The following is a 17,004-nucleotide window of genomic DNA, read 5'->3' on the forward strand; positions in this document are numbered from 1 at the left end:
CCGGTGACGCACACAGCAGCCCAGGCTTCTCCGCTTGCCCCGGAGTGGCTCACGGTTCCGGACGACCTCAATGCCCTCCACGAACCGATGTGGGCCCGCGACGTGGCACGCAACGGGGACGGCGAACTCAGCATTGACGGCATCCCCGTCAGCGAGCTTCAGCGGCAGTACGGCACCCCGCTTTTCGTGATGAGCGAGAACGACTTCCGTGCCCGGGCCAGGGCATTCAGCGACGCCTTTAACGATGCCTTTGCCGATATTTGCGGGGGAGTGGACGTCTACTACGCCGGAAAGTCGTTCCTCTGCACCGCGGTGGTCCGCTGGGTGGAAGAGGAAGGGCTGCGCCTGGACACCGCCTCGGGCGGCGAACTCGCCGTGGCCCACCGGGCCGGAATTCCCGGCGCGGACGTCGCGCTGCACGGCAACAACAAGTCCGACGGCGAAATCCACCGGGCCCTGGACATGGGACTGGGCCGGATCGTGGTGGACAGCCTGGCCGAACTCCACAGGGTGGGCACCATCGCCGAGGCCCGCGGTGAACAGGCCAAGGTCATGCTTCGGCTGACTCCCGGCGTGCACGCCCACACCCACGAGTTCATCGCCACTGCCCACGAGGACCAGAAGTTCGGCCTCTCCATGGCAGCCGACACCACTGACGAGGCCGGGATCTCGGCCGCCGAGGAAGCAGTGGCGGCGGCCACAGCCCATCCCGGCATCGAACTGCTGGGCCTGCACTGCCACATTGGGTCGCAGATCTTCGAACCGGACGGTTTCGCGCTGGCCGCCGAGAAGCTCCTTCGCTTCCTGGCCGCCATGCAGGAAAAATACTCCATCACCCTGCCGGAACTGGACCTCGGGGGCGGATACGGGATTGCCTACACCCCGGTGGACACCCCGCGCCCCGCCGCTGAAATCGCCACGGCGATGGCCGCCGTCGTGCGTTCCACCTGCGCCGAGCTGGGCATTGACGCGCCCCGCATCTCCATCGAGCCCGGGCGCGCCATCGTGGGCAGCACCACGTTCACCCTTTACGAGGTGGGCACCGTGAAGACGGTCCGCGTGGATGCCCCTGCGGCTTCCGCGGACGGTGACGCGGGCAACAACGTTACGTATCCCCGCCGGTATGTTTCGGTTGACGGTGGCATGAGCGATAACGCCCGGCCAGTGCTGTACGACGCGGATTATTCGGCCGTTCTGGCCTCGCGGACGTCCGGCGCGGCGCCGCAGCTGTCCCGCGTGGTGGGCAAACATTGCGAGAGCGGCGACATAGTTGTTAGAGATGTATATCTGCCCGAGGACGTGGCAGCCGGTGATCTGCTTGCTGTACCGGGAACCGGCGCCTACTGCTGGGCCCTCTCGAGCAACTACAACTATCTGGCCCGGCCGGGCGTTGTCGCGGTGCGCGACGGATCTTCCCGGCTGATTGTCCGCGGGGAAACCGAAGAAGACCTGCTGAACCGCGACATGGGAGCCTGAATGACGGAAATGCGAACGCTGAAAGTAGCCCTGCTGGGCTGTGGCAACGTTGGGGCCCAGGTTGCGCGGATCCTCCTTGAGGACGCCGATGCCCTTGCCGCCCGGACAGGTGCCCGCCTGCAGCTCAGCGGCATCGCCGTGCGCAACGTCAACGCCCCGCGCGACGTTGACCTGCCGCAGGAGCTCTTCACCACCGACGCCGACACCCTGGTCAAGGACGCCGACCTGGTCATCGAACTGATGGGCGGCATCGAACCGGCCCGCACCCTGATCCTCTCCGCCCTGCGCAACGGCGCGTGCGTCGTGACGGGCAACAAGGCGCTCCTGGCCCAGGACGGCCCCACCCTCTACGAAGAGGCTGACAAGGCCCACGTCCAGCTCTCCTACGAAGCTGCCGTGGCCGGTGCCATTCCCATCCTCCGCCCCATCCGCGACAGCCTCTCGGGCGACCGGATCACCCGGGTGCTGGGCATCGTCAACGGCACCACCAACTTCATCCTTGACCAGATGGATTCCACCGGTGCCCAGTTCGCGGACGCCCTCGCCGAGGCCCAGCGCCTTGGCTACGCGGAAGCCGACCCCACGGCCGACGTCGAAGGCCACGACGCCGCCGCCAAGGCCGCCATCCTGGCCTCGCTCTCCTTCCACACCCGCTTCGCCCTGGAGAACGTCCACTGCGAGGGAATCACCAACGTCAGCGCTGCCGACATCGCCGCGGCGAAGGACGCCGGCTTCGTGATCAAGCTGCTGGCCATCGCGGAGAAGCTGACCGACGCCAATGGTGAGGAAGGCGTGTCCGTCCGTGTCCACCCCACCCTCCTGCCGCGCGAACATCCGCTGGCCGCGGTCCGCGGTGCCTTCAACGCCGTGTTCATCGAAGCGGAAAACGCCGGCGAGCTGATGTTCTACGGCCAGGGCGCCGGGGGAACCCCCACGGCGTCTGCCGTTATGGGCGATCTCGTGTCGGCCGCCCGCCGGCTGGTCCTGGGCGGACCCCAGCGCACGGAAACCACCACCGGCCACGTCCCGGCGCTGCCCATCGAAGCGGCCACCACCAGCTACTACATCGGCCTGGATGTTGCAGACCAGCCCGGTGTGCTTGCCCGGATCGCCCAGCTGTTCGCCGAGCACGGCGTCTCCATCGAAATCATGCGGCAGACCATCCACCGGGATGCGGAATCCAACGTGGAGTCGGCCGAACTGCGGATTGTCACCCACCGCGCATCAGAGGCTGCCCTTGCAGCCACCGTCCAGGCCGTAAAGGGCCTGGACGTCATCAATTCAGTTACATCCGTTCTGCGGGTAGAAGGAGTCTAAGTGGCTCACCAATGGCGCGGCGTCATCCGCGAATACGCTGACCGTCTGCCCGTGACGGAGTCCACCCGGGTGATCACCCTGGGGGAGGGCGGCACCCCGCTGGTCCACGCGCAGAAGCTCTCAGAACTCACCGGTTCCGAGGTCTACCTGAAAGTGGAGGGGATGAACCCCACCGGGTCCTTCAAGGACCGGGGCATGACCATGGCCATGACCGCGGCGGTAGCCTCCGGTGCGAAGGCCGTTGTGTGTGCGTCCACCGGCAACACGTCCGCTTCAGCCGCTGCCTACGCAACCGCCGCCGGCCTGAAGTGCGCCGTCCTGGTGCCCGAGGGCAAGATCTCCATGGGCAAGCTGAGCCAGGCGATCGCCCATGGCGCCACCCTCCTGCAGGTGGATGGCAACTTCGACAACTGCCTGGACATCGCCCGCAAGCTGGGGGAGTCGTACCCCGTCTTCCTGGTCAACTCCGTCAACCCTGCCCGCATCCAGGGCCAGAAGACCGGCGCCTTCGAAGTGGTCGATGCCCTGGGCGACGCACCGGACATCCACGTCCTGCCCGTGGGCAATGCCGGCAACATCACGGCATACTGGAAGGGCTACAAGGAGTATTCAGCCCCCTTCGAATCCGACACGGCCGGCACCCTGCCCGCCGTCGCCACCAGGACGCCCGCCATGTGGGGCTTCCAGGCAGCCGGGGCAGCACCGTTCGTGGCGGGCCACCCGATCACCGAGCCGGACACCATCGCCACGGCCATCCGCATCGGAAACCCCGCTTCCTGGGACGGGGCCGTAGGGGCACGTGACGAATCCGGTGGACTCATCGATGCCGTCACCGACGAGGAAATCCTGAACGCCCACCGCTGGCTGTCGGCCAGGGAAGGCGTGTTCGTGGAGCCCGGCTCCGCTGCCGGCGTGGCGGGCCTGCTCAAGAAGCACGCCGCCGGCGAGGTTCCCAGCGGCAAGACCATCGTCATCACCGTCACCGGGCACGGCCTGAAGGACCCCCAGTGGGCCCTGCGCACGGAAGACGGCAGCGAAGTCCAGCCCGTCAAGGTACCGAATGACGTGGTTACTGTCGCCGCTGAGCTGGGACTGGAAGAAAAATAGCCTTGGACACCACCTCGCAGGCCACTGTCGGACTGCACCTGATCGAGCCCGGGCAGCGCGTCAGCGTCCGGGTGCCCGCCACCAGCGCCAACCTCGGTCCGGGCTACGACAGCCTGGGGCTCGCTCTGGCCCTGCATGACACCCTCACCGTGGAAAGCCTCGACACGGATGAACTCGTGTTTGAGCTCCGCGGCGAGGGCGCGGACACTTTGCCGCGGGATGCCAGCCACCTGGTGGTCCGCGCCATGGACGCGGCCTTCGAGCGGCTGGGCTACCGGCACGGCGGACTGCGGGTGGTTGCGGACAACGTCAACCCGCACGGCCGGGGGCTGGGCTCATCCGCGTCAGCAGTGGTGGCCGCAGTCTCGGCTGCAAATGCCATGGTGCCGGCCGGGGACCAGCGCGGAAAGGATTGGATCCTCCAGCTCACCAGTGAACTGGAGGGCCATCCGGACAACGTGGCACCCGCCATCTTCGGCGGCCTGGCGCTGTCATGGCAGGACAGTGAGCAGTACAGCAGCACCAGTGCCACGGTGGCCACATCCGTCATCCCCATCGTGGCGGTACCTGACTACGAACTCTCCACCGAGGCAGCCCGCGCCCTGTTGCCGGCATCTGTGGGACACCACGCTGCCGCCATGAACTCCGGCCGGGCGGCGCTGCTGATCCACGCGCTGACGCAGAACCCCGAATTCCTGCTGCCGGGCACCGAGGACTACCTGCACCAGAGCTACCGCGCGGACGCCATGCGGCCCAGTGCCGCGTTGATCGGCGCACTCCGCAAAGCGGGCTACGCGGCCGTGGTTTCCGGTGCCGGGCCCACCGTCCTGGTGCTGGCAAACGGTGAAGACCAGGCAGGCAAGGCCCTCGCCTTCATCAAGGCCTACACGGCGGAGAACACGCCGGACATCGGCTGGCGCGTCCTGAAGCTCGCAGTGGACGTTGAAGGTGCTAAGGTTGAACTGCACCGGCGGTAATTCCGCCTATCTGATCTGCTCCTGCATTCAGTTGCTATTTGATCTACGACTGTGAATGTATTCCGGTGCCGCCTGCTTGGTCTGTCGCAGGAATCTGCAGCATTCAACTGCCCCTGAACCGTCAGTCCGGCGTTGCGCCATGGGCGCAGTGCAAGGTGAATCAGTATCCGGCCCTGCTGGCCGAAATCCAACCGGCAAGGCCGAAATCCCGGCTGCAGATCTGAACTGCAGCCCAGATCAAATCATCGCGCCCAGCTCCCAGTCTGGACGCCGTCGAGGGGGAAGGATCCTTCGTGACCGAAACCACTGAGCTGTCGCCAGCTGTGGAACACTCAACTTCTGCTGCCGAATCACCGGCCGCAACCGCCAAGAGCAGCGGCCTTGCCGGCCTGAAGCTCGCCCAGCTGCAGGCTCTCGCCAGCCAGCTCGGTATCTCGGGTGGATCCCGCATGCGCAAGGGGGACCTGGTCTCGGCCATTTCCGCCCACCGTGCCGGAACACTCACTGCCAAGGCCCCCGCAAAGGCTGCGGCAAAGGCTACGGAATCCGCCGTGGCCCCGGCCGCAGCTGCACCGGCTTCCGCTCCGGAGGCCCCGGCCGCCGAAGCTCCCGCCGCGGAAGGCACCCGTGCCCGTGGACGCGGCCGCAGCCGCCGCGCCGTCAGTGACGGCGTGGTTTCCCCGGCAACCGAAGTTCCCCTTGTGGAAACCCCCGCCGCACCTGCCGGTGCCACCGTCGAGGCGCCGTCGGCCGCCCCTGCCGAAACTGCGGAGGCCACTGAAGGCGCCCCTGAGCGCCGCCAGCCGCGCACCCGCAACCGCCGCCGCAGCGAAGCCGCTGCCGCCGTCCAGGAAGCCCCGGCCGAAACCCCGGCAGAACAGCCCGCCACGGAACAGCGTTCAACCACGGAACAGCGTTCAACCGAGCAGCGTTCAACGGAGCAGCGTTCAACCGAGCAGCGCACCGAAGCCCCCGCAACCGAAGCAGGCGACGCCGGCCAGCGCACCGAACGCCGTGAAGGCGGCCGCACCCGCGGCCGCGACAACACCTCCCGCGACTCGGACGGCGGCCGTGACAACAGCGGCAGCCGCGACGCCGGCCAGCGTGAAGGTGCCCAGCGTGAAGGTGCCCGGGACAACCGCGACAACGATGACAGCGACGGCGGAAGCCGCCGCAACCGCCGTAACCGCCGCGACCGGAACGACCGCAACGACCGCTCCGGTGGCCAGGACCGGGACAACTCCCGCAACGACCGCTTCCGCGACCGCAACGACCGCCGCCGTGGCCGCAACCAGGGCCCGGACGTGGACGACGTCGAAATCACCGAAGACGACGTGCTGCTGCCCGTCGCCGGCATCCTGGACGTCCTGGAGAACTACGCGTTCATCCGCACCTCCGGCTACCTGCCGGGCCCGAACGACGTCTACGTCTCCCTCGCCCAGGTCAAGAAGTACAACCTGCGCAAGGGCGACGCCGTGGTCGGCGCCATCCGTGCACCGCGTGACGGCGAGGACCGCAGCCAGCAGTCCGCCCGCCAGAAGTTCAACGCCCTTGTCCGCGTCACTTCCGTCAATGGCAAGACGCCTGAGGAACTCAAGGACCGCGTCGAATTCGCCAAGCTCGTCCCGCTGTACCCCTCCGAGCGCCTGCGCCTCGAGACGGACCCCAAGAAGATCGGCCCCCGCGTCATTGACCTGGTGGCCCCGATCGGCAAGGGCCAGCGCGGCCTGATTGTTTCGCCGCCCAAGGCCGGCAAGACGCTCATCCTGCAGTCCATCGCCAACGCCATCACCACCAACAACCCTGAGGTCCACCTCATGATGGTGCTGGTGGACGAACGTCCCGAAGAAGTCACGGACATGCAGCGCACCGTCAAGGGTGAGGTCATCGCCTCCACCTTCGACCGTCCCGCCGACGACCACACCACCGTGGCCGAACTCTCCATCGAACGCGCCAAGCGCCTCGTGGAGATGGGCATGGACGTGGTGGTCCTCCTGGACTCCATGACCCGCCTGGGCCGCGCCTACAACCTGGCAGCACCGGCCTCCGGCCGCATCCTGTCCGGTGGTGTGGACTCCGCAGCCCTCTACCCGCCCAAGCGCTTCTTCGGTGCCGCCCGCAACATCGAAAACGGCGGCTCGCTGACCATCCTGGCCACCGCCCTCGTGGAGACCGGATCCAAGATGGACGAGGTCATCTTCGAAGAGTTCAAGGGCACCGGCAACATGGAGCTCCGCCTGTCCCGCCAGCTGGCCGACAAGCGCATCTTCCCCGCCGTGGACGTCAACGCGTCCGGCACCCGCCGCGAGGAAAACCTGCTTTCCCCCGAGGAAGTCAAGATCATGTGGAAGCTGCGCCGCGTCCTCTCCGGACTCGAGACCCAGCAGAGCCTTGAACTGCTCACCAACAAGATCCGGGAAACCCAGAGCAACGTCGAGTTCCTCATGCAGGTCCAGAAGACGACGCTTGGTGCGAAGTCGGATAACGACAAGTAGCTGAGTCAGGGGCGGGGCCGTCGCATAATCTGCGGGCCCCGCCCTTTGGCGTGTCCTACCAGCCACCCGGCGAAACTAGACTTGTACAAGTCGAAAGAGGTTTTAAATGTTTGAGTCCGTACAGGGCCTGCTTGATGAGCATGATGCCATCCAGGCGCAGCTGGGGGATCCTGCTGTCTATGCTGACCAGCGGCTTGCCCGGAAACTGGGGCGGCGGTCGGCTCAGCTCAATGGCATTGTCGAGGCCTACCACAAGTGGGAAGGCATCCGTGATGACCTTGCCGCCGCCAAGGAGATGGCGTCCGAGGACCCCGAGTTCGCCGCCGAGGTGCCTGAACTCGAAGCCGCGATGGAGACTGCCGCGGCCAAGCTGCGCCGCCTGCTGATTCCCCGGGATCCTGACGATGCCCGCAACGTGATCCTTGAGGTCAAGGGCGGTGAAGGCGGCGACGAGGCCGCGCTGTTCGCCGGCGACCTGCTGCGCATGTACACCCGGTACGCCGAGTCGCGCGGCTGGAAGACCGAAATCATCTCCGCCACCGAATCGGACCTCGGCGGGTACAAGGATGTCCAGGTGGCGGTCAAGGGCAACTCCAACGACCCCGCCGAGGGCGTGTACGCACGGCTGAAGTTCGAAGGTGGCGTGCACCGCGTCCAGCGCGTGCCCGTCACCGAATCCCAGGGCCGCATCCACACCTCCGCTGCCGGCGTGCTGGTCCTGCCCGAGGTTGACGAGCCCGAAGAACTCGAGATCAGCCCCAACGACCTCAAGATCGACGTCTACCGTTCCTCGGGCCCCGGCGGGCAGTCCGTCAACACCACCGACTCCGCCGTCCGCATCACGCACCTTCCCACCGGCATTGTGGTGGCCATGCAGAACGAGAAATCACAACTGCAGAACCGCGAGGCCGGCATGCGCGTCCTGCGGGCACGCATCCTGGCGCACCAGCAGGAGCAGATCGACGCCGAGAACTCGGCCCAGCGGAAGTCGCAGATCCGCACCATGGACCGTTCGGAGCGCATCCGCACCTACAACTACCCGGAAAACCGGATCGCGGACCACCGCACCGGCTATAAGGCCTACAACCTTGACCAGGTCATGAACGGGGACCTGGAGCCGGTCATCCAGTCCGCCATCGAGATGGACGAGCAGGCGCGGCTGGACGCCATCGGCGACTAGTCCGCCCGGCGCACCATCAGGACACGAAATACAGGACATGACATTCGGGCCAGGCCAGTCGCTCGCTGATGCCGTCAGCGAGGCCACCGCCATCCTGCGGGACGCCGGCGTTCCCAGTCCGCGCGTGGACGCGGAGCTGCTTGCGGACCACCTGCTGAACGTAGGGCTCGGCCGGCTTCGCGCCATGATGCTCGGCGATGCGCCGGCACCGGAAGGCTACGAAGCCCTCGTGGCCGAACGCGCCGGCAGGACTCCGCTGCAGCACATCACCGGCGTCGCCCACTTCCGCTACCTTGAACTGGCCGTGGGGCCCGGGGTGTTCATCCCGAGGCCGGAGACCGAATCCGTGGTCCAGCTGGCCATCGACCACGTCAAGGACATGCAACGGCCCCGGATCGTGGACCTGGGGACCGGTTCCGGCGCCATTGCCGGATCCATTGCGCACGAGGTACCGGGCGCCGAGGTCCACGCCGTCGAATTCAGCCCGTTTGCGCACGCCTGGGCGGCCAAGAACCTGGCACCGTTGGGCGTCAACCTGGTCCTGGGGGACCTGCGCGACGCCTTTCCGGAACTCAACGGGACAGTCGACGTCGTGGTTTCCAACCCGCCCTACATCCCCGCCGAGGCCATCCCCAACGAACCGGAAGTGGCCCTGCACGACCCGCCCGAGGCGTTGTACGGCGGGGGAGCCGACGGCATGGAACTTCCGACGGCGGCGGCCGCCTCCGCTGCCCGGCTGCTGCGTCCCGGCGGCTACTTCGTCATGGAACACGCGGAAGTCCAGTCCGGCTGGATAGCCGCCATGCTTGCCAGGACCGGATCCTGGACAGCCATCACGACGCACCTGGACCTCAACGGCAAGGAGCGCGCCACAAGTGCCGTGCTCGCGGACCAGGCCATACGGAATGAAAGAATGGGCCAGTGACCACTACTTATGACTGCACCATTGACGACGAACGGGCACGCGGCCTGGAACATGCCCAGCGTGCCATCAGCGAAAAGAAGTGCGTCGTGCTGCCCACGGACACCGTCTACGGCATCGGCGCAGACGCGTTCTCGCCGCAGGCCGTCACCATGCTGCTGGTGTCCAAGGGGCGCAGCCGCACCATGCCCCCGCCTGTCCTGATTCCCCGCATCAACGCCCTGGACGGCCTGGCCACCGAGGTTTCGGCCGAAGCCCGCAAGCTGGCAGAAGCCTTCTGGCCCGGCGGCCTGACCCTGATCCTGCACGCCCAGCCGTCCCTTGACTGGGACCTGGGCGAAACCAAGGGAACGGTGGCGCTCCGGATGCCCGCCGACGAGGTCGCCCTGGAACTGCTGACCCTGACGGGCCCGCTGGCCGTTTCCTCTGCCAACCGCACCGGCCAGGCCCCTGCGCAGACTGCCGCAGCGGCGCGGGAACAGCTGGCGGACTCGGTGGAGGTTTACCTGGAGGGCGGCCCGCGCCCACTGGAAGGCGAAGCCGGCGTGCCGTCAACCATCGTGGATGCCACCGGCCCCATCCTGCGCGTGGTGCGCAACGGGGCAGTGAGCCTGGACCGGTTGCGCGAGCACGTCCCGGGCGTCCTGGGCCTGGGTGAAATCCCCATGGCGGAGAAGGAAGCGGCACCGGCGCAGCCTGCGGCAGGGGAGGACGGGAACGACGCCGGGTCCGCGCCTGCTGCGTCCGGCTCCTCCGCGGTCACGGGTACGGCAGCGGAACCCGCCACGCCGGCCGGAGACCCGCAGCCTTGATGACGCTGGAGCGCCAACGCATTCCCGTCCTGGACGTCCATGCCACTCCGCTGCGGGTGCCTGAGCTCGTTGCGGAACTGAGCAGCTACGTAGCGGAAGGTTCCACGCGCACCGTCCTGGGCCACAACCTGCACAGCGTCACGCTGGCCTTGTCCGACGCCGGGTTCCGCCGCCTCTACGAGGAAAGCGATGTGGTGCTCCTGGACGGGGCGCCGGTGCTGTGGCTCTGGGGGAGGACCGGCAACGCCGACGGCCCGGTCATGGACTACCGGCTGGGCTCCACCGACTGGCTGCCGGCCCTGGACCAGGTCCGGGGGCTGGAACGGATCGCCGTGATCGGCGCCGGTCCGGACGCGAACGCCGGAGCTGTCAGCCGGCTGAAGGCGATCGTTCCGGGCGCCCGCGTGTCCGGCCTGCCCGGCGAAGGCTGGGGTCCTGCCCTGGAGGAAGCCGCCGTCGCATGGCTGCACCGTGAACAGCCCCAGATGGTCCTGCTTGGCCTGGGAATGCCGCTGCAGGAGGACGTGCTGCAGCGGCGGCTGCGCGACATGCCCCCGGCCGTCTACTGTGCCGTGGGCGGCGCCATCGAGCAGTTGGCCGGGGTCCAGAAGCTGGCGCCGCGGTGGCTTGGCAGGATGGGGCTGGAGTGGGCCTGGCGCCTGCTCCTGCATCCCCGCCGCGTGGCGTACCGGGTCCTGGGCGAGCCGTGGGTGCTGCTGTGGCTCCTGGCCGCGCGCCGGCTGCGGACCAGGGCCTGAACCGGCCGCGGCTGGTCTGAAACCGGGAACGGGGGCGCTGGCTAGAACTTCTGGTCTTCCAGGGGCGCAAAGCCCTTGCCCCGCAGACCCGTGCCAAAGGCGCGCGCCCAGGCCACAAAGCCCGGCAGGTCGCGGCGCTGCAGGAAGTAGCCCAGGTACCCGCCGGCGTCGGCCACAAAAGAGCGCACCCGGAAGTACCGGCGGATGAGGTAACCGCGGTTCCGGTAGTAGTAATAGCGCTTGAAGGCGGAGTCGGGGACGATGACATGCCAGCGGGCGCCGTAGACATGCTGCGTTTCCGTGAAGGCGTGCGGATGCGTGATGGCCGTGGTGGTGACCGTCCCAAAACGTATGCCGGCCTTGCGGAGCCGGATGGTGAAATCGACCTCGTCGCCGCGGATGAACAGCCGCATATCCGGCAAGCCCACTTTGAAGAACACGTCCGAGCGGATCAGCGCGCCGTTGAAGAAGTGGCCGTCGTCCGGAAGGAAACCGAGCTTCTCCACCTCTGCCCGGTCGTGCGTCACCTTGCCGTCCAGGCGGAAGAAAAAGGACAGCCGGTCGGGATGGCCCGGCGCCGTGACAAGGGGAACCACAGCCTCCAGGTCGCGCGCCTCGGCCTCGCGCAGCAGCGTGGCGAGGCATTCGGGATCAGCCGGCTCGGCGTCGTCGTCCATCATCCAAATCCAGCGGGCACCGCTGGCGACTGCCTTGAGTGCGGCCAGCGCAAACCCGCCCGCGCCCCCGAGGTTGGCTTCGGACCGGACGTAGTCCACATTGCGGTGCTTTTCGGCCACCTCCCGTGCAGGCGTGGTGCCACTGTCCACCAGGCAAATGGTGTCCACGCGCAGGCTCTGCGCGTTGATCGAATCCAGCAGCACAGACAGTTCCTTGGGCCGGTCGAACGTCACGGCGGCAACCGCAATGCGGGGGGTCATGGAGGTCCTTTCAGCATGGCCGCCAGGGAGTTCCCCGCCTGATATGCGCCCGTGTGGCGCGGAGCCATGGTGCCGGTGGCACTAGTATCTTTGACTAGAGTCCACTGTAATACAGCCCTGTACGGCACCGAACACTGCCTGCTGCGCGCTCGGCGACGGAGAAGTTTCATTTATCGAAGAACAGATTCCCGGCCAGTGAGCCCACCGACCACGGACCGGCTGCCAGGGCAGCCGAGCGGCTTCGACACCACCAATCCTGAAACGGCTCCAGTCCCATGATCATGTACATGCTCATGGGGCTGGTGGCTGCCATTGTGTCCTACGCTGCCACGTGGGGCGCCCGCATCGTGGGGCACCGGCTTGAACTGCACCTGCCCATCCGCAGCCGTGACATGCATTCCACCCCCGTTTCCAGGCTTGGCGGCGTGGCGATCTTCCTCGGTGTCATGGTGGCACTGGTCCTCGCCAGCCAGTCCTTTTTCGTCAAGGACATCTACCGGAACAATTTCTCCCCCTGGGGGGTCCTCGCCGGTGCAGCGGTGATCGTCCTGGTGGGCGTGGCGGACGACCTGCTGGACATCCGCTGGTGGGTGAAGCTGATCGGTCAAAGCGCCGCCGGACTCACCGTGGCCATCTGGGGTGTCCAAATGACCATCGTCCCGTGGGTGCCCGACCCCATCTACCTCCAGGACGGGACACTCCGCGTGGTGCTGACGGCGGGACTCATCGTCACCACCATGAATGCCTTCAACTTCATTGACGGACTGGACGGCCTTGCTGCAGGCGTGGCCATCATCGGCGGAACGGCGTTCTTCTTCACCGCCTACTGGGTGCACCGGAACGCTGTGCTGCTGGACTACTCGGACCTGGCAACCCTCATTACGGCCGTCCTGGTGGGCGGGTGCCTGGGGTTCCTGCCACACAATTTCTTTCCGTCGAAGATCTTCATGGGCGATTCCGGCGCCATGCTGATCGGGCTGCTCATGGCCTCGGCCGGCGTCGTGTCCACAGGACAGATCTCCTCAGGCCTGTATGACCGTGCCAACGGTATTTCCACCGTGATTCCCATCCTGCTTCCCTTCGCCGTGCTCTTCCTTCCGCTGCTGGACCTGGGCCTCGCAGTGGTCCGCCGCACGGCCCGCGGGCGTTCGCCCTGGTCCGCCGACCGCGGGCATCTGCACCACAAACTGCTGGACATCGGCTACTCCCACCGCACCGCCGTGATCCTGATGTATCTCTGGACCGCCGTGCTGTCCTTCGGCGGCCTGGCCTTTGCCGTCTTCCCCTGGCAGGTCGTTCTCGCCGTCGACATCTTCGCCACCCTGGTGATGGGACTGGTGACCGCATGGCCATACCTTTCCCGCGGCAACGGGGAAACTGCGGCGTAACGCCGGTTCTGAATTATTTCTATCTCATGTAGAATTTAGGGGCAGCCCAAGCTGCCACTCCACCCCCTGCCTCCTGGCCATTTGCCATGTGGTGCCGACGATTGGGATCGAATGACCTCCAACGCCGAGTCCGGACCTGCCTCCGGCAACGGACACGTTGGTGCCTCCGGTCCCACCCGCTCGCTGTGGCTGAACCTGCTTAAGCGCAGCTCGATCGCCGCCGGTGCAGGGCTCGCCCTGTGTGCCATTCCCGCCGGACTCCTCAACGGAGGAAGCGGCGCGGTCTCCAGCGTGCTCGGTGGCCTGCTGGTCATGCTGTTCTTCGGCATCAGCCTGCTGATCGGCCACTTGGTGGGACGCGGGAACCCGTCCGGCGCGATAGGGATGTTCGTAGCCACCTATTTCATCAAGGTAGTTGGATTCGCGGTCGTCCTGTTCGTCATCGGCGCCCCTGAATGGCTCCACGGCCGCTGGTTCATCATCGGCGCCGTGGTGGCGGTCGTCCTGTGGCAGGCCGCTGAGATCCACGGATTCAGCAGGGCCCGCCTCCAGATCTACAACGATCCAGATGACAAGGGAGCAACCCATGCGTGACCAGAAGAAGCCCGCGGCTGCCGCACATGGCAAACGCGGATCGAACGGCTCCGCAGCAACCGATTCCGACGCCTCCACCGATGGCGGCTACAACGCTGGAATGGCTGTATTCAGCTACATCATTGGCGGAATCATCGTCTGGAGTTTGATAGGGTGGGGACTGGATTATCTGTGGGGAACGCGCTGGATTGTGCTCGCAGGCGCTCTGCTCGGAGCCGTCGGAGGTTTCTACCTTTCCCACATGCACGGCCTCACCAGTTCCCGAAAAATTGCTGATGAGCGCCATGCTCCCAGCGCACCGTCCCAGGACGGAAAAGATAGTGCCAAATAATTTCACAGGGGGAACAGCAGGCTGTCAGGCTGCCGGACCCCGCCCAACGCCCAATGATGGACACTGCAGAGAGGAAACGCGTTGATCGCGCTTGCGCTCCCGGCCCAAGATTCAGGAGAGTTCACTCCTCCTGGTATTAACGAAATGCATTTGCCGGCAATCCTGCCGTGGGGTGCCGCAGAAGGATTCTCCAAGCAGATGCTGCTGGTCCTCCTCTCTGTCGTCTTTATCGCAGTCTTCTTCGTGCTCGCCGCACGCAAGCAGCAGCTGGTACCCGGCAAGCTCCAGTTCGCCGGAGAGGCCGCCTACGGCTTTGTCCGCAACGGCATTGCCAAGGACATCATCGGCGGCAGGGACTTCATGAAGTACGTCCCCCTGCTGTTCAGCCTGTTCTTCTTCATCCTGGTCAACAACATCTACGGCGCCATCCCGGTGTTCCAGCTCCCCACGTTCTCGCACGTGGGTGGAGCGTACGTGCTGGCTGGCCTGGTCTATGTCACCTGGATCGCCATCGGCGTGAAGAAGAACGGCCTGCGCTACTTCAAGCTGGCCACCGTCCCCTCGGGCGTGCCGTGGTACATCCTGCCGATCGTCATCCCGATCGAAATCATCTCCAACTTCGTTGTCCGGCCCGTCACGCACAGCCTCCGTCTGTTCGCGACAATGCTGGCCGGCCACCTGATCGTGATGATCGCCGGTTCCGGCATCGAATACCTCATCATGCAGGAGAACGTGCTGCTGAAGGGAACGTCCGTCCTGGTGCTGGCAGGTGCCATCGCCATGTACATGCTCGAAGCCCTGATCATGGTCCTGCAGGCCTACGTCTTCACGCTGCTGACCGCGATCTACATCGAAGGCGCCCTTCACGCCGACAGCCACTAGGCACCCTGCCGGGAGCGACGCTCCGCCGGCCCACCACAGTCTTCCCCTCGCGGGGATGAAGCAACCCAAACAACCTGCCACACAAAGTGGCATCTTGAAAGGAAAAAAAATGGAAGGCTCCATCAACGGCTCCCTCAACCTCATCGGCTATGGCCTCTCGGCTATCGGCGGTGGTATCGGTGTGGGTCTCGTGTTCGCTGCCTACATCAACGGCGTTGCACGTCAGCCGGAAGCCCAGCGCGTCCTGCAGCCGATCGCATTCCTTGGCCTGGCGCTGACCGAAGCACTCGCCATCCTGGGCCTGGTCTTCGCTTTCGTTCTCAAGTAAACCTTCAGAACTTCAGCGAACATTCAGAACCGAGTAGATAAGGACGGGTGAAATATGCATCAGCTGATCATCTCAGCCGCCGCTGAAGGCGACGTCAACCCACTTATTCCCAATGCCTGGGAAATGCTGGTTGTCTTCGTGGGCTTTGCCATCCTCTTCTTCATCGTGGTCAAGTTTGTTGTCCCGATGTTCGAGAAGACCTTCGCAGAGCGTGCCGAGGCCATCGAAGGCGGTATCGCCAAGGCTGAAAAGGCCCAGGCTGAGGCGTCTGCTGCACTCGAAGAGTACAAGCAGCAGCTGACCGACGCCCGCACCGAAGCCAACCGCATCCGTGAGGAAGCCCGCGCCGAAGGTGCCCAGATCCTCGCGGATCTCAAGGAGAAGGCGGCAGCAGAGTCTGCCCGCATCACCGCGCAGGCCCACGCACAGATCGAATCCGAGCGCCAGGCGGCCGTTGTGTCCCTGCGCTCTGAGGTAGGCACCCTGGCCACCACCCTGGCAGGCCGCATCGTGGGCGAATCGCTCAACGATGATGAGCGTGCAGCGCGGGTTGTGGACCGCTTCCTGGCAGATCTGGAGTCCCAGAACGCAGGTGCAGCTAAGTAATGGCAGGCGTATCGAGCGAATCGCTGGCAACAGCGCTGGCAGAGTTGGAAGCAAAGCTTCCCACCGCGTCGCTGCAGCTGGCAAAGGAACTCTTCGGAATTCTGGGAATGGTGGACAGCTCGGCTGGCTTGCGCCGCGCCCTGACTGACCCGTCCCGCAACGGTGACGAAAAGTCGGCGCTGGTCAAGCAGCTGGTTGGCGGGAAAGTCTCCGCTGATGCTGCAGACATTGCAGGCGGACTGGCCAGCTCACGCTGGGCAAACGCCCGTGATATCGGCGATGCACTCGAGACTCTTGCCGCAACGGTGGTCATTTCCGTTGCTGAAAACAAGTCGGCCGTTTCTGCCTCCGGAATCACTGGCCTGGAAGAGCTGGAGAACGACCTGTTCTCCTTCAACCAGGCTGTTGCCTCCAGCCATGAGGTACAACGTGCTCTGTCCGAACCACAGGCCAGCGGTGCAGCCAAGGTTGTACTTGCGGAGAAGCTTGTGCCCGGCGCCAGTGAGGAAGCGAAAGTCCTCATTGTCCAGGCTGTAACCCAGCCCCGCGGCATCAAGCCCACCCGGCTGGTGCAGCGGTTCGCCGAGCTTGCGGCCAAGCGGCAGCAGCGCTGGATTGCAACGGTCAGCGTGACCCGTTCTTTGACGCAGACGCAGTTTGCCCGCCTGCAGGCTGGCCTGAATGCCATGTACGGGCGGGAACTGAAGGTCAACCTCAATGTTGACCCGGCACTCATTGGCGGCATCCGCGTCCAGGTTGGTGACGAAGTGCTTGACGCTTCGGTCCTCACCAAGCTGGGCGAGCTGCAGCGCCAGCTGGCCGGCTAGCCGGACAAGCACAACCTAACTGATAGAAACCCCGGTCACCGCTTGCGGTGATCACAAACAGGAGAG

At 65.7% G+C, this 17,004-nt stretch carries 17 protein-coding genes; 16 read left to right on the top strand and 1 reads right to left on the bottom strand.

Annotated elements, in window-relative coordinates; translation table 11 throughout:
- Window positions 1-3 precede the first annotated feature (3 nt).
- From lysA to ACV095_RS07665, 9 genes are all read left to right on the top strand, one after another.
- On the top strand, window positions 4-1,476 hold the full coding sequence (gene lysA / locus ACV095_RS07625; RefSeq protein ID WP_018768419.1) for a diaminopimelate decarboxylase: 1,473 nt from the start codon (window positions 4-6) through the stop codon (window positions 1,474-1,476).
- Window positions 1,477-2,793 carry a homoserine dehydrogenase gene (locus tag ACV095_RS07630; protein WP_018768418.1) on the top strand — a complete coding sequence of 439 codons (1,317 nt, stop codon included), beginning with the start codon at window positions 1,477-1,479 and terminating at the stop codon, window positions 2,791-2,793.
- Entirely contained in the window at window positions 2,794-3,900 is a 1,107-nt protein-coding gene (gene thrC / locus ACV095_RS07635; RefSeq protein ID WP_018768417.1) for a threonine synthase, read from the top strand. It begins immediately after the preceding gene.
- Between the two features lie 2 nt (window positions 3,901-3,902).
- Window positions 3,903-4,877 carry a homoserine kinase gene (gene thrB / locus ACV095_RS07640; protein ID WP_018768416.1) on the top strand — a complete coding sequence of 325 codons (975 nt, stop codon included), beginning with the start codon at window positions 3,903-3,905 and terminating at the stop codon, window positions 4,875-4,877.
- A 293-nt stretch (window positions 4,878-5,170) separates the two neighbouring features.
- Entirely contained in the window at window positions 5,171-7,372 is a 2,202-nt protein-coding gene (gene rho, locus ACV095_RS07645) for a transcription termination factor Rho (protein WP_478223220.1), read from the top strand.
- Window positions 7,373-7,478: 106 nt separating this feature from the next.
- Window positions 7,479-8,552 carry a peptide chain release factor 1 gene (gene prfA, locus ACV095_RS07650; protein ID WP_018768414.1) on the top strand — a complete coding sequence of 358 codons (1,074 nt, stop codon included), beginning with the start codon at window positions 7,479-7,481 and terminating at the stop codon, window positions 8,550-8,552.
- A 37-nt stretch (window positions 8,553-8,589) separates the two neighbouring features.
- Window positions 8,590-9,477: a peptide chain release factor N(5)-glutamine methyltransferase gene (gene prmC / locus ACV095_RS07655; RefSeq protein WP_223992008.1), complete on the top strand. Its 888-nt coding sequence runs from the start codon at window positions 8,590-8,592 to the stop codon at window positions 9,475-9,477.
- Window positions 9,474-10,286, top strand: a complete 813-nt coding sequence (locus ACV095_RS07660; protein ID WP_018768412.1) for an L-threonylcarbamoyladenylate synthase — start codon at window positions 9,474-9,476, stop codon at window positions 10,284-10,286. The genes prmC and ACV095_RS07660 overlap by 4 nt, the downstream gene beginning before the upstream one ends.
- Window positions 10,286-11,044: a WecB/TagA/CpsF family glycosyltransferase gene (locus tag ACV095_RS07665; protein ID WP_056387995.1), complete on the top strand. Its 759-nt coding sequence runs from the start codon at window positions 10,286-10,288 to the stop codon at window positions 11,042-11,044. The genes ACV095_RS07660 and ACV095_RS07665 overlap by 1 nt, the downstream gene beginning before the upstream one ends.
- Window positions 11,045-11,085: 41 nt before the next feature.
- On the opposite strand, the gene ACV095_RS07670 is transcribed toward ACV095_RS07665, so the two are convergent.
- On the bottom strand, window positions 11,086-11,982 hold the full coding sequence (locus ACV095_RS07670) for a glycosyltransferase (protein WP_478223221.1): 897 nt from the start codon (window positions 11,980-11,982) through the stop codon (window positions 11,086-11,088).
- A 275-nt stretch (window positions 11,983-12,257) separates the two neighbouring features.
- Here ACV095_RS07670 and ACV095_RS07675 point away from each other — a divergent pair, with 275 nt between their 5' ends.
- The 7 genes from ACV095_RS07675 to ACV095_RS07705 all read left to right on the top strand — a co-directional run bounded on the left by ACV095_RS07675 (window position 12,258) and on the right by ACV095_RS07705 (window position 16,938).
- On the top strand, window positions 12,258-13,370 hold the full coding sequence (locus tag ACV095_RS07675) for an MraY family glycosyltransferase (RefSeq protein ID WP_018768409.1): 1,113 nt from the start codon (window positions 12,258-12,260) through the stop codon (window positions 13,368-13,370).
- 111 nt (window positions 13,371-13,481) lie between these two features.
- Window positions 13,482-13,964, top strand: a complete 483-nt coding sequence (locus tag ACV095_RS07680; RefSeq protein ID WP_478223222.1) for a hypothetical protein — start codon at window positions 13,482-13,484, stop codon at window positions 13,962-13,964.
- On the top strand, window positions 13,957-14,295 hold the full coding sequence (locus tag ACV095_RS07685) for an AtpZ/AtpI family protein (protein ID WP_018768407.1): 339 nt from the start codon (window positions 13,957-13,959) through the stop codon (window positions 14,293-14,295). The genes ACV095_RS07680 and ACV095_RS07685 overlap by 8 nt, the downstream gene beginning before the upstream one ends.
- 81 nt (window positions 14,296-14,376) lie before the next feature.
- Window positions 14,377-15,177, top strand: a complete 801-nt coding sequence (atpB, locus tag ACV095_RS07690) for a F0F1 ATP synthase subunit A (RefSeq protein ID WP_026265641.1) — start codon at window positions 14,377-14,379, stop codon at window positions 15,175-15,177.
- 109 nt (window positions 15,178-15,286) lie between these two features.
- Window positions 15,287-15,505, top strand: a complete 219-nt coding sequence (gene atpE / locus ACV095_RS07695) for an ATP synthase F0 subunit C (RefSeq protein WP_003804776.1) — start codon at window positions 15,287-15,289, stop codon at window positions 15,503-15,505.
- 54 nt (window positions 15,506-15,559) lie between these two features.
- On the top strand, window positions 15,560-16,111 hold the full coding sequence (locus ACV095_RS07700; protein WP_018768405.1) for a F0F1 ATP synthase subunit B: 552 nt from the start codon (window positions 15,560-15,562) through the stop codon (window positions 16,109-16,111).
- Entirely contained in the window at window positions 16,111-16,938 is an 828-nt protein-coding gene (locus tag ACV095_RS07705; protein WP_478223223.1) for a F0F1 ATP synthase subunit delta, read from the top strand. Before ACV095_RS07700 ends, ACV095_RS07705 begins: the two co-directional genes overlap by 1 nt.
- Window positions 16,939-17,004: the final 66 nt, after the last annotated feature.

Source organism: Arthrobacter sp. JDC6 (genome assembly GCF_056484025.1).

Coding starts and splice junctions, on each gene's coding strand:
- ACV095_RS07670 (WP_478223221.1), bottom strand. CDS start 11,982: ATGACCCCCCGCATTGCGGTTGCCGCCGTGACGTTCGACCGGCCCAAG.
- ACV095_RS07630 (WP_018768418.1), top strand. CDS start 1,477: ATGACGGAAATGCGAACGCTGAAAGTAGCCCTGCTGGGCTGTGGCAAC.
- prfA (WP_018768414.1), top strand. CDS start 7,479: ATGTTTGAGTCCGTACAGGGCCTGCTTGATGAGCATGATGCCATCCAG.
- ACV095_RS07705 (WP_478223223.1), top strand. CDS start 16,111: ATGGCAGGCGTATCGAGCGAATCGCTGGCAACAGCGCTGGCAGAGTTG.
- ACV095_RS07700 (WP_018768405.1), top strand. CDS start 15,560: ATGCATCAGCTGATCATCTCAGCCGCCGCTGAAGGCGACGTCAACCCA.
- ACV095_RS07685 (WP_018768407.1), top strand. CDS start 13,957: ATGCGTGACCAGAAGAAGCCCGCGGCTGCCGCACATGGCAAACGCGGA.
- ACV095_RS07665 (WP_056387995.1), top strand. CDS start 10,286: ATGACGCTGGAGCGCCAACGCATTCCCGTCCTGGACGTCCATGCCACT.
- ACV095_RS07680 (WP_478223222.1), top strand. CDS start 13,482: ATGACCTCCAACGCCGAGTCCGGACCTGCCTCCGGCAACGGACACGTT.
- ACV095_RS07675 (WP_018768409.1), top strand. CDS start 12,258: ATGATCATGTACATGCTCATGGGGCTGGTGGCTGCCATTGTGTCCTAC.
- prmC (WP_223992008.1), top strand. CDS start 8,590: ATGACATTCGGGCCAGGCCAGTCGCTCGCTGATGCCGTCAGCGAGGCC.
- atpE (WP_003804776.1), top strand. CDS start 15,287: ATGGAAGGCTCCATCAACGGCTCCCTCAACCTCATCGGCTATGGCCTC.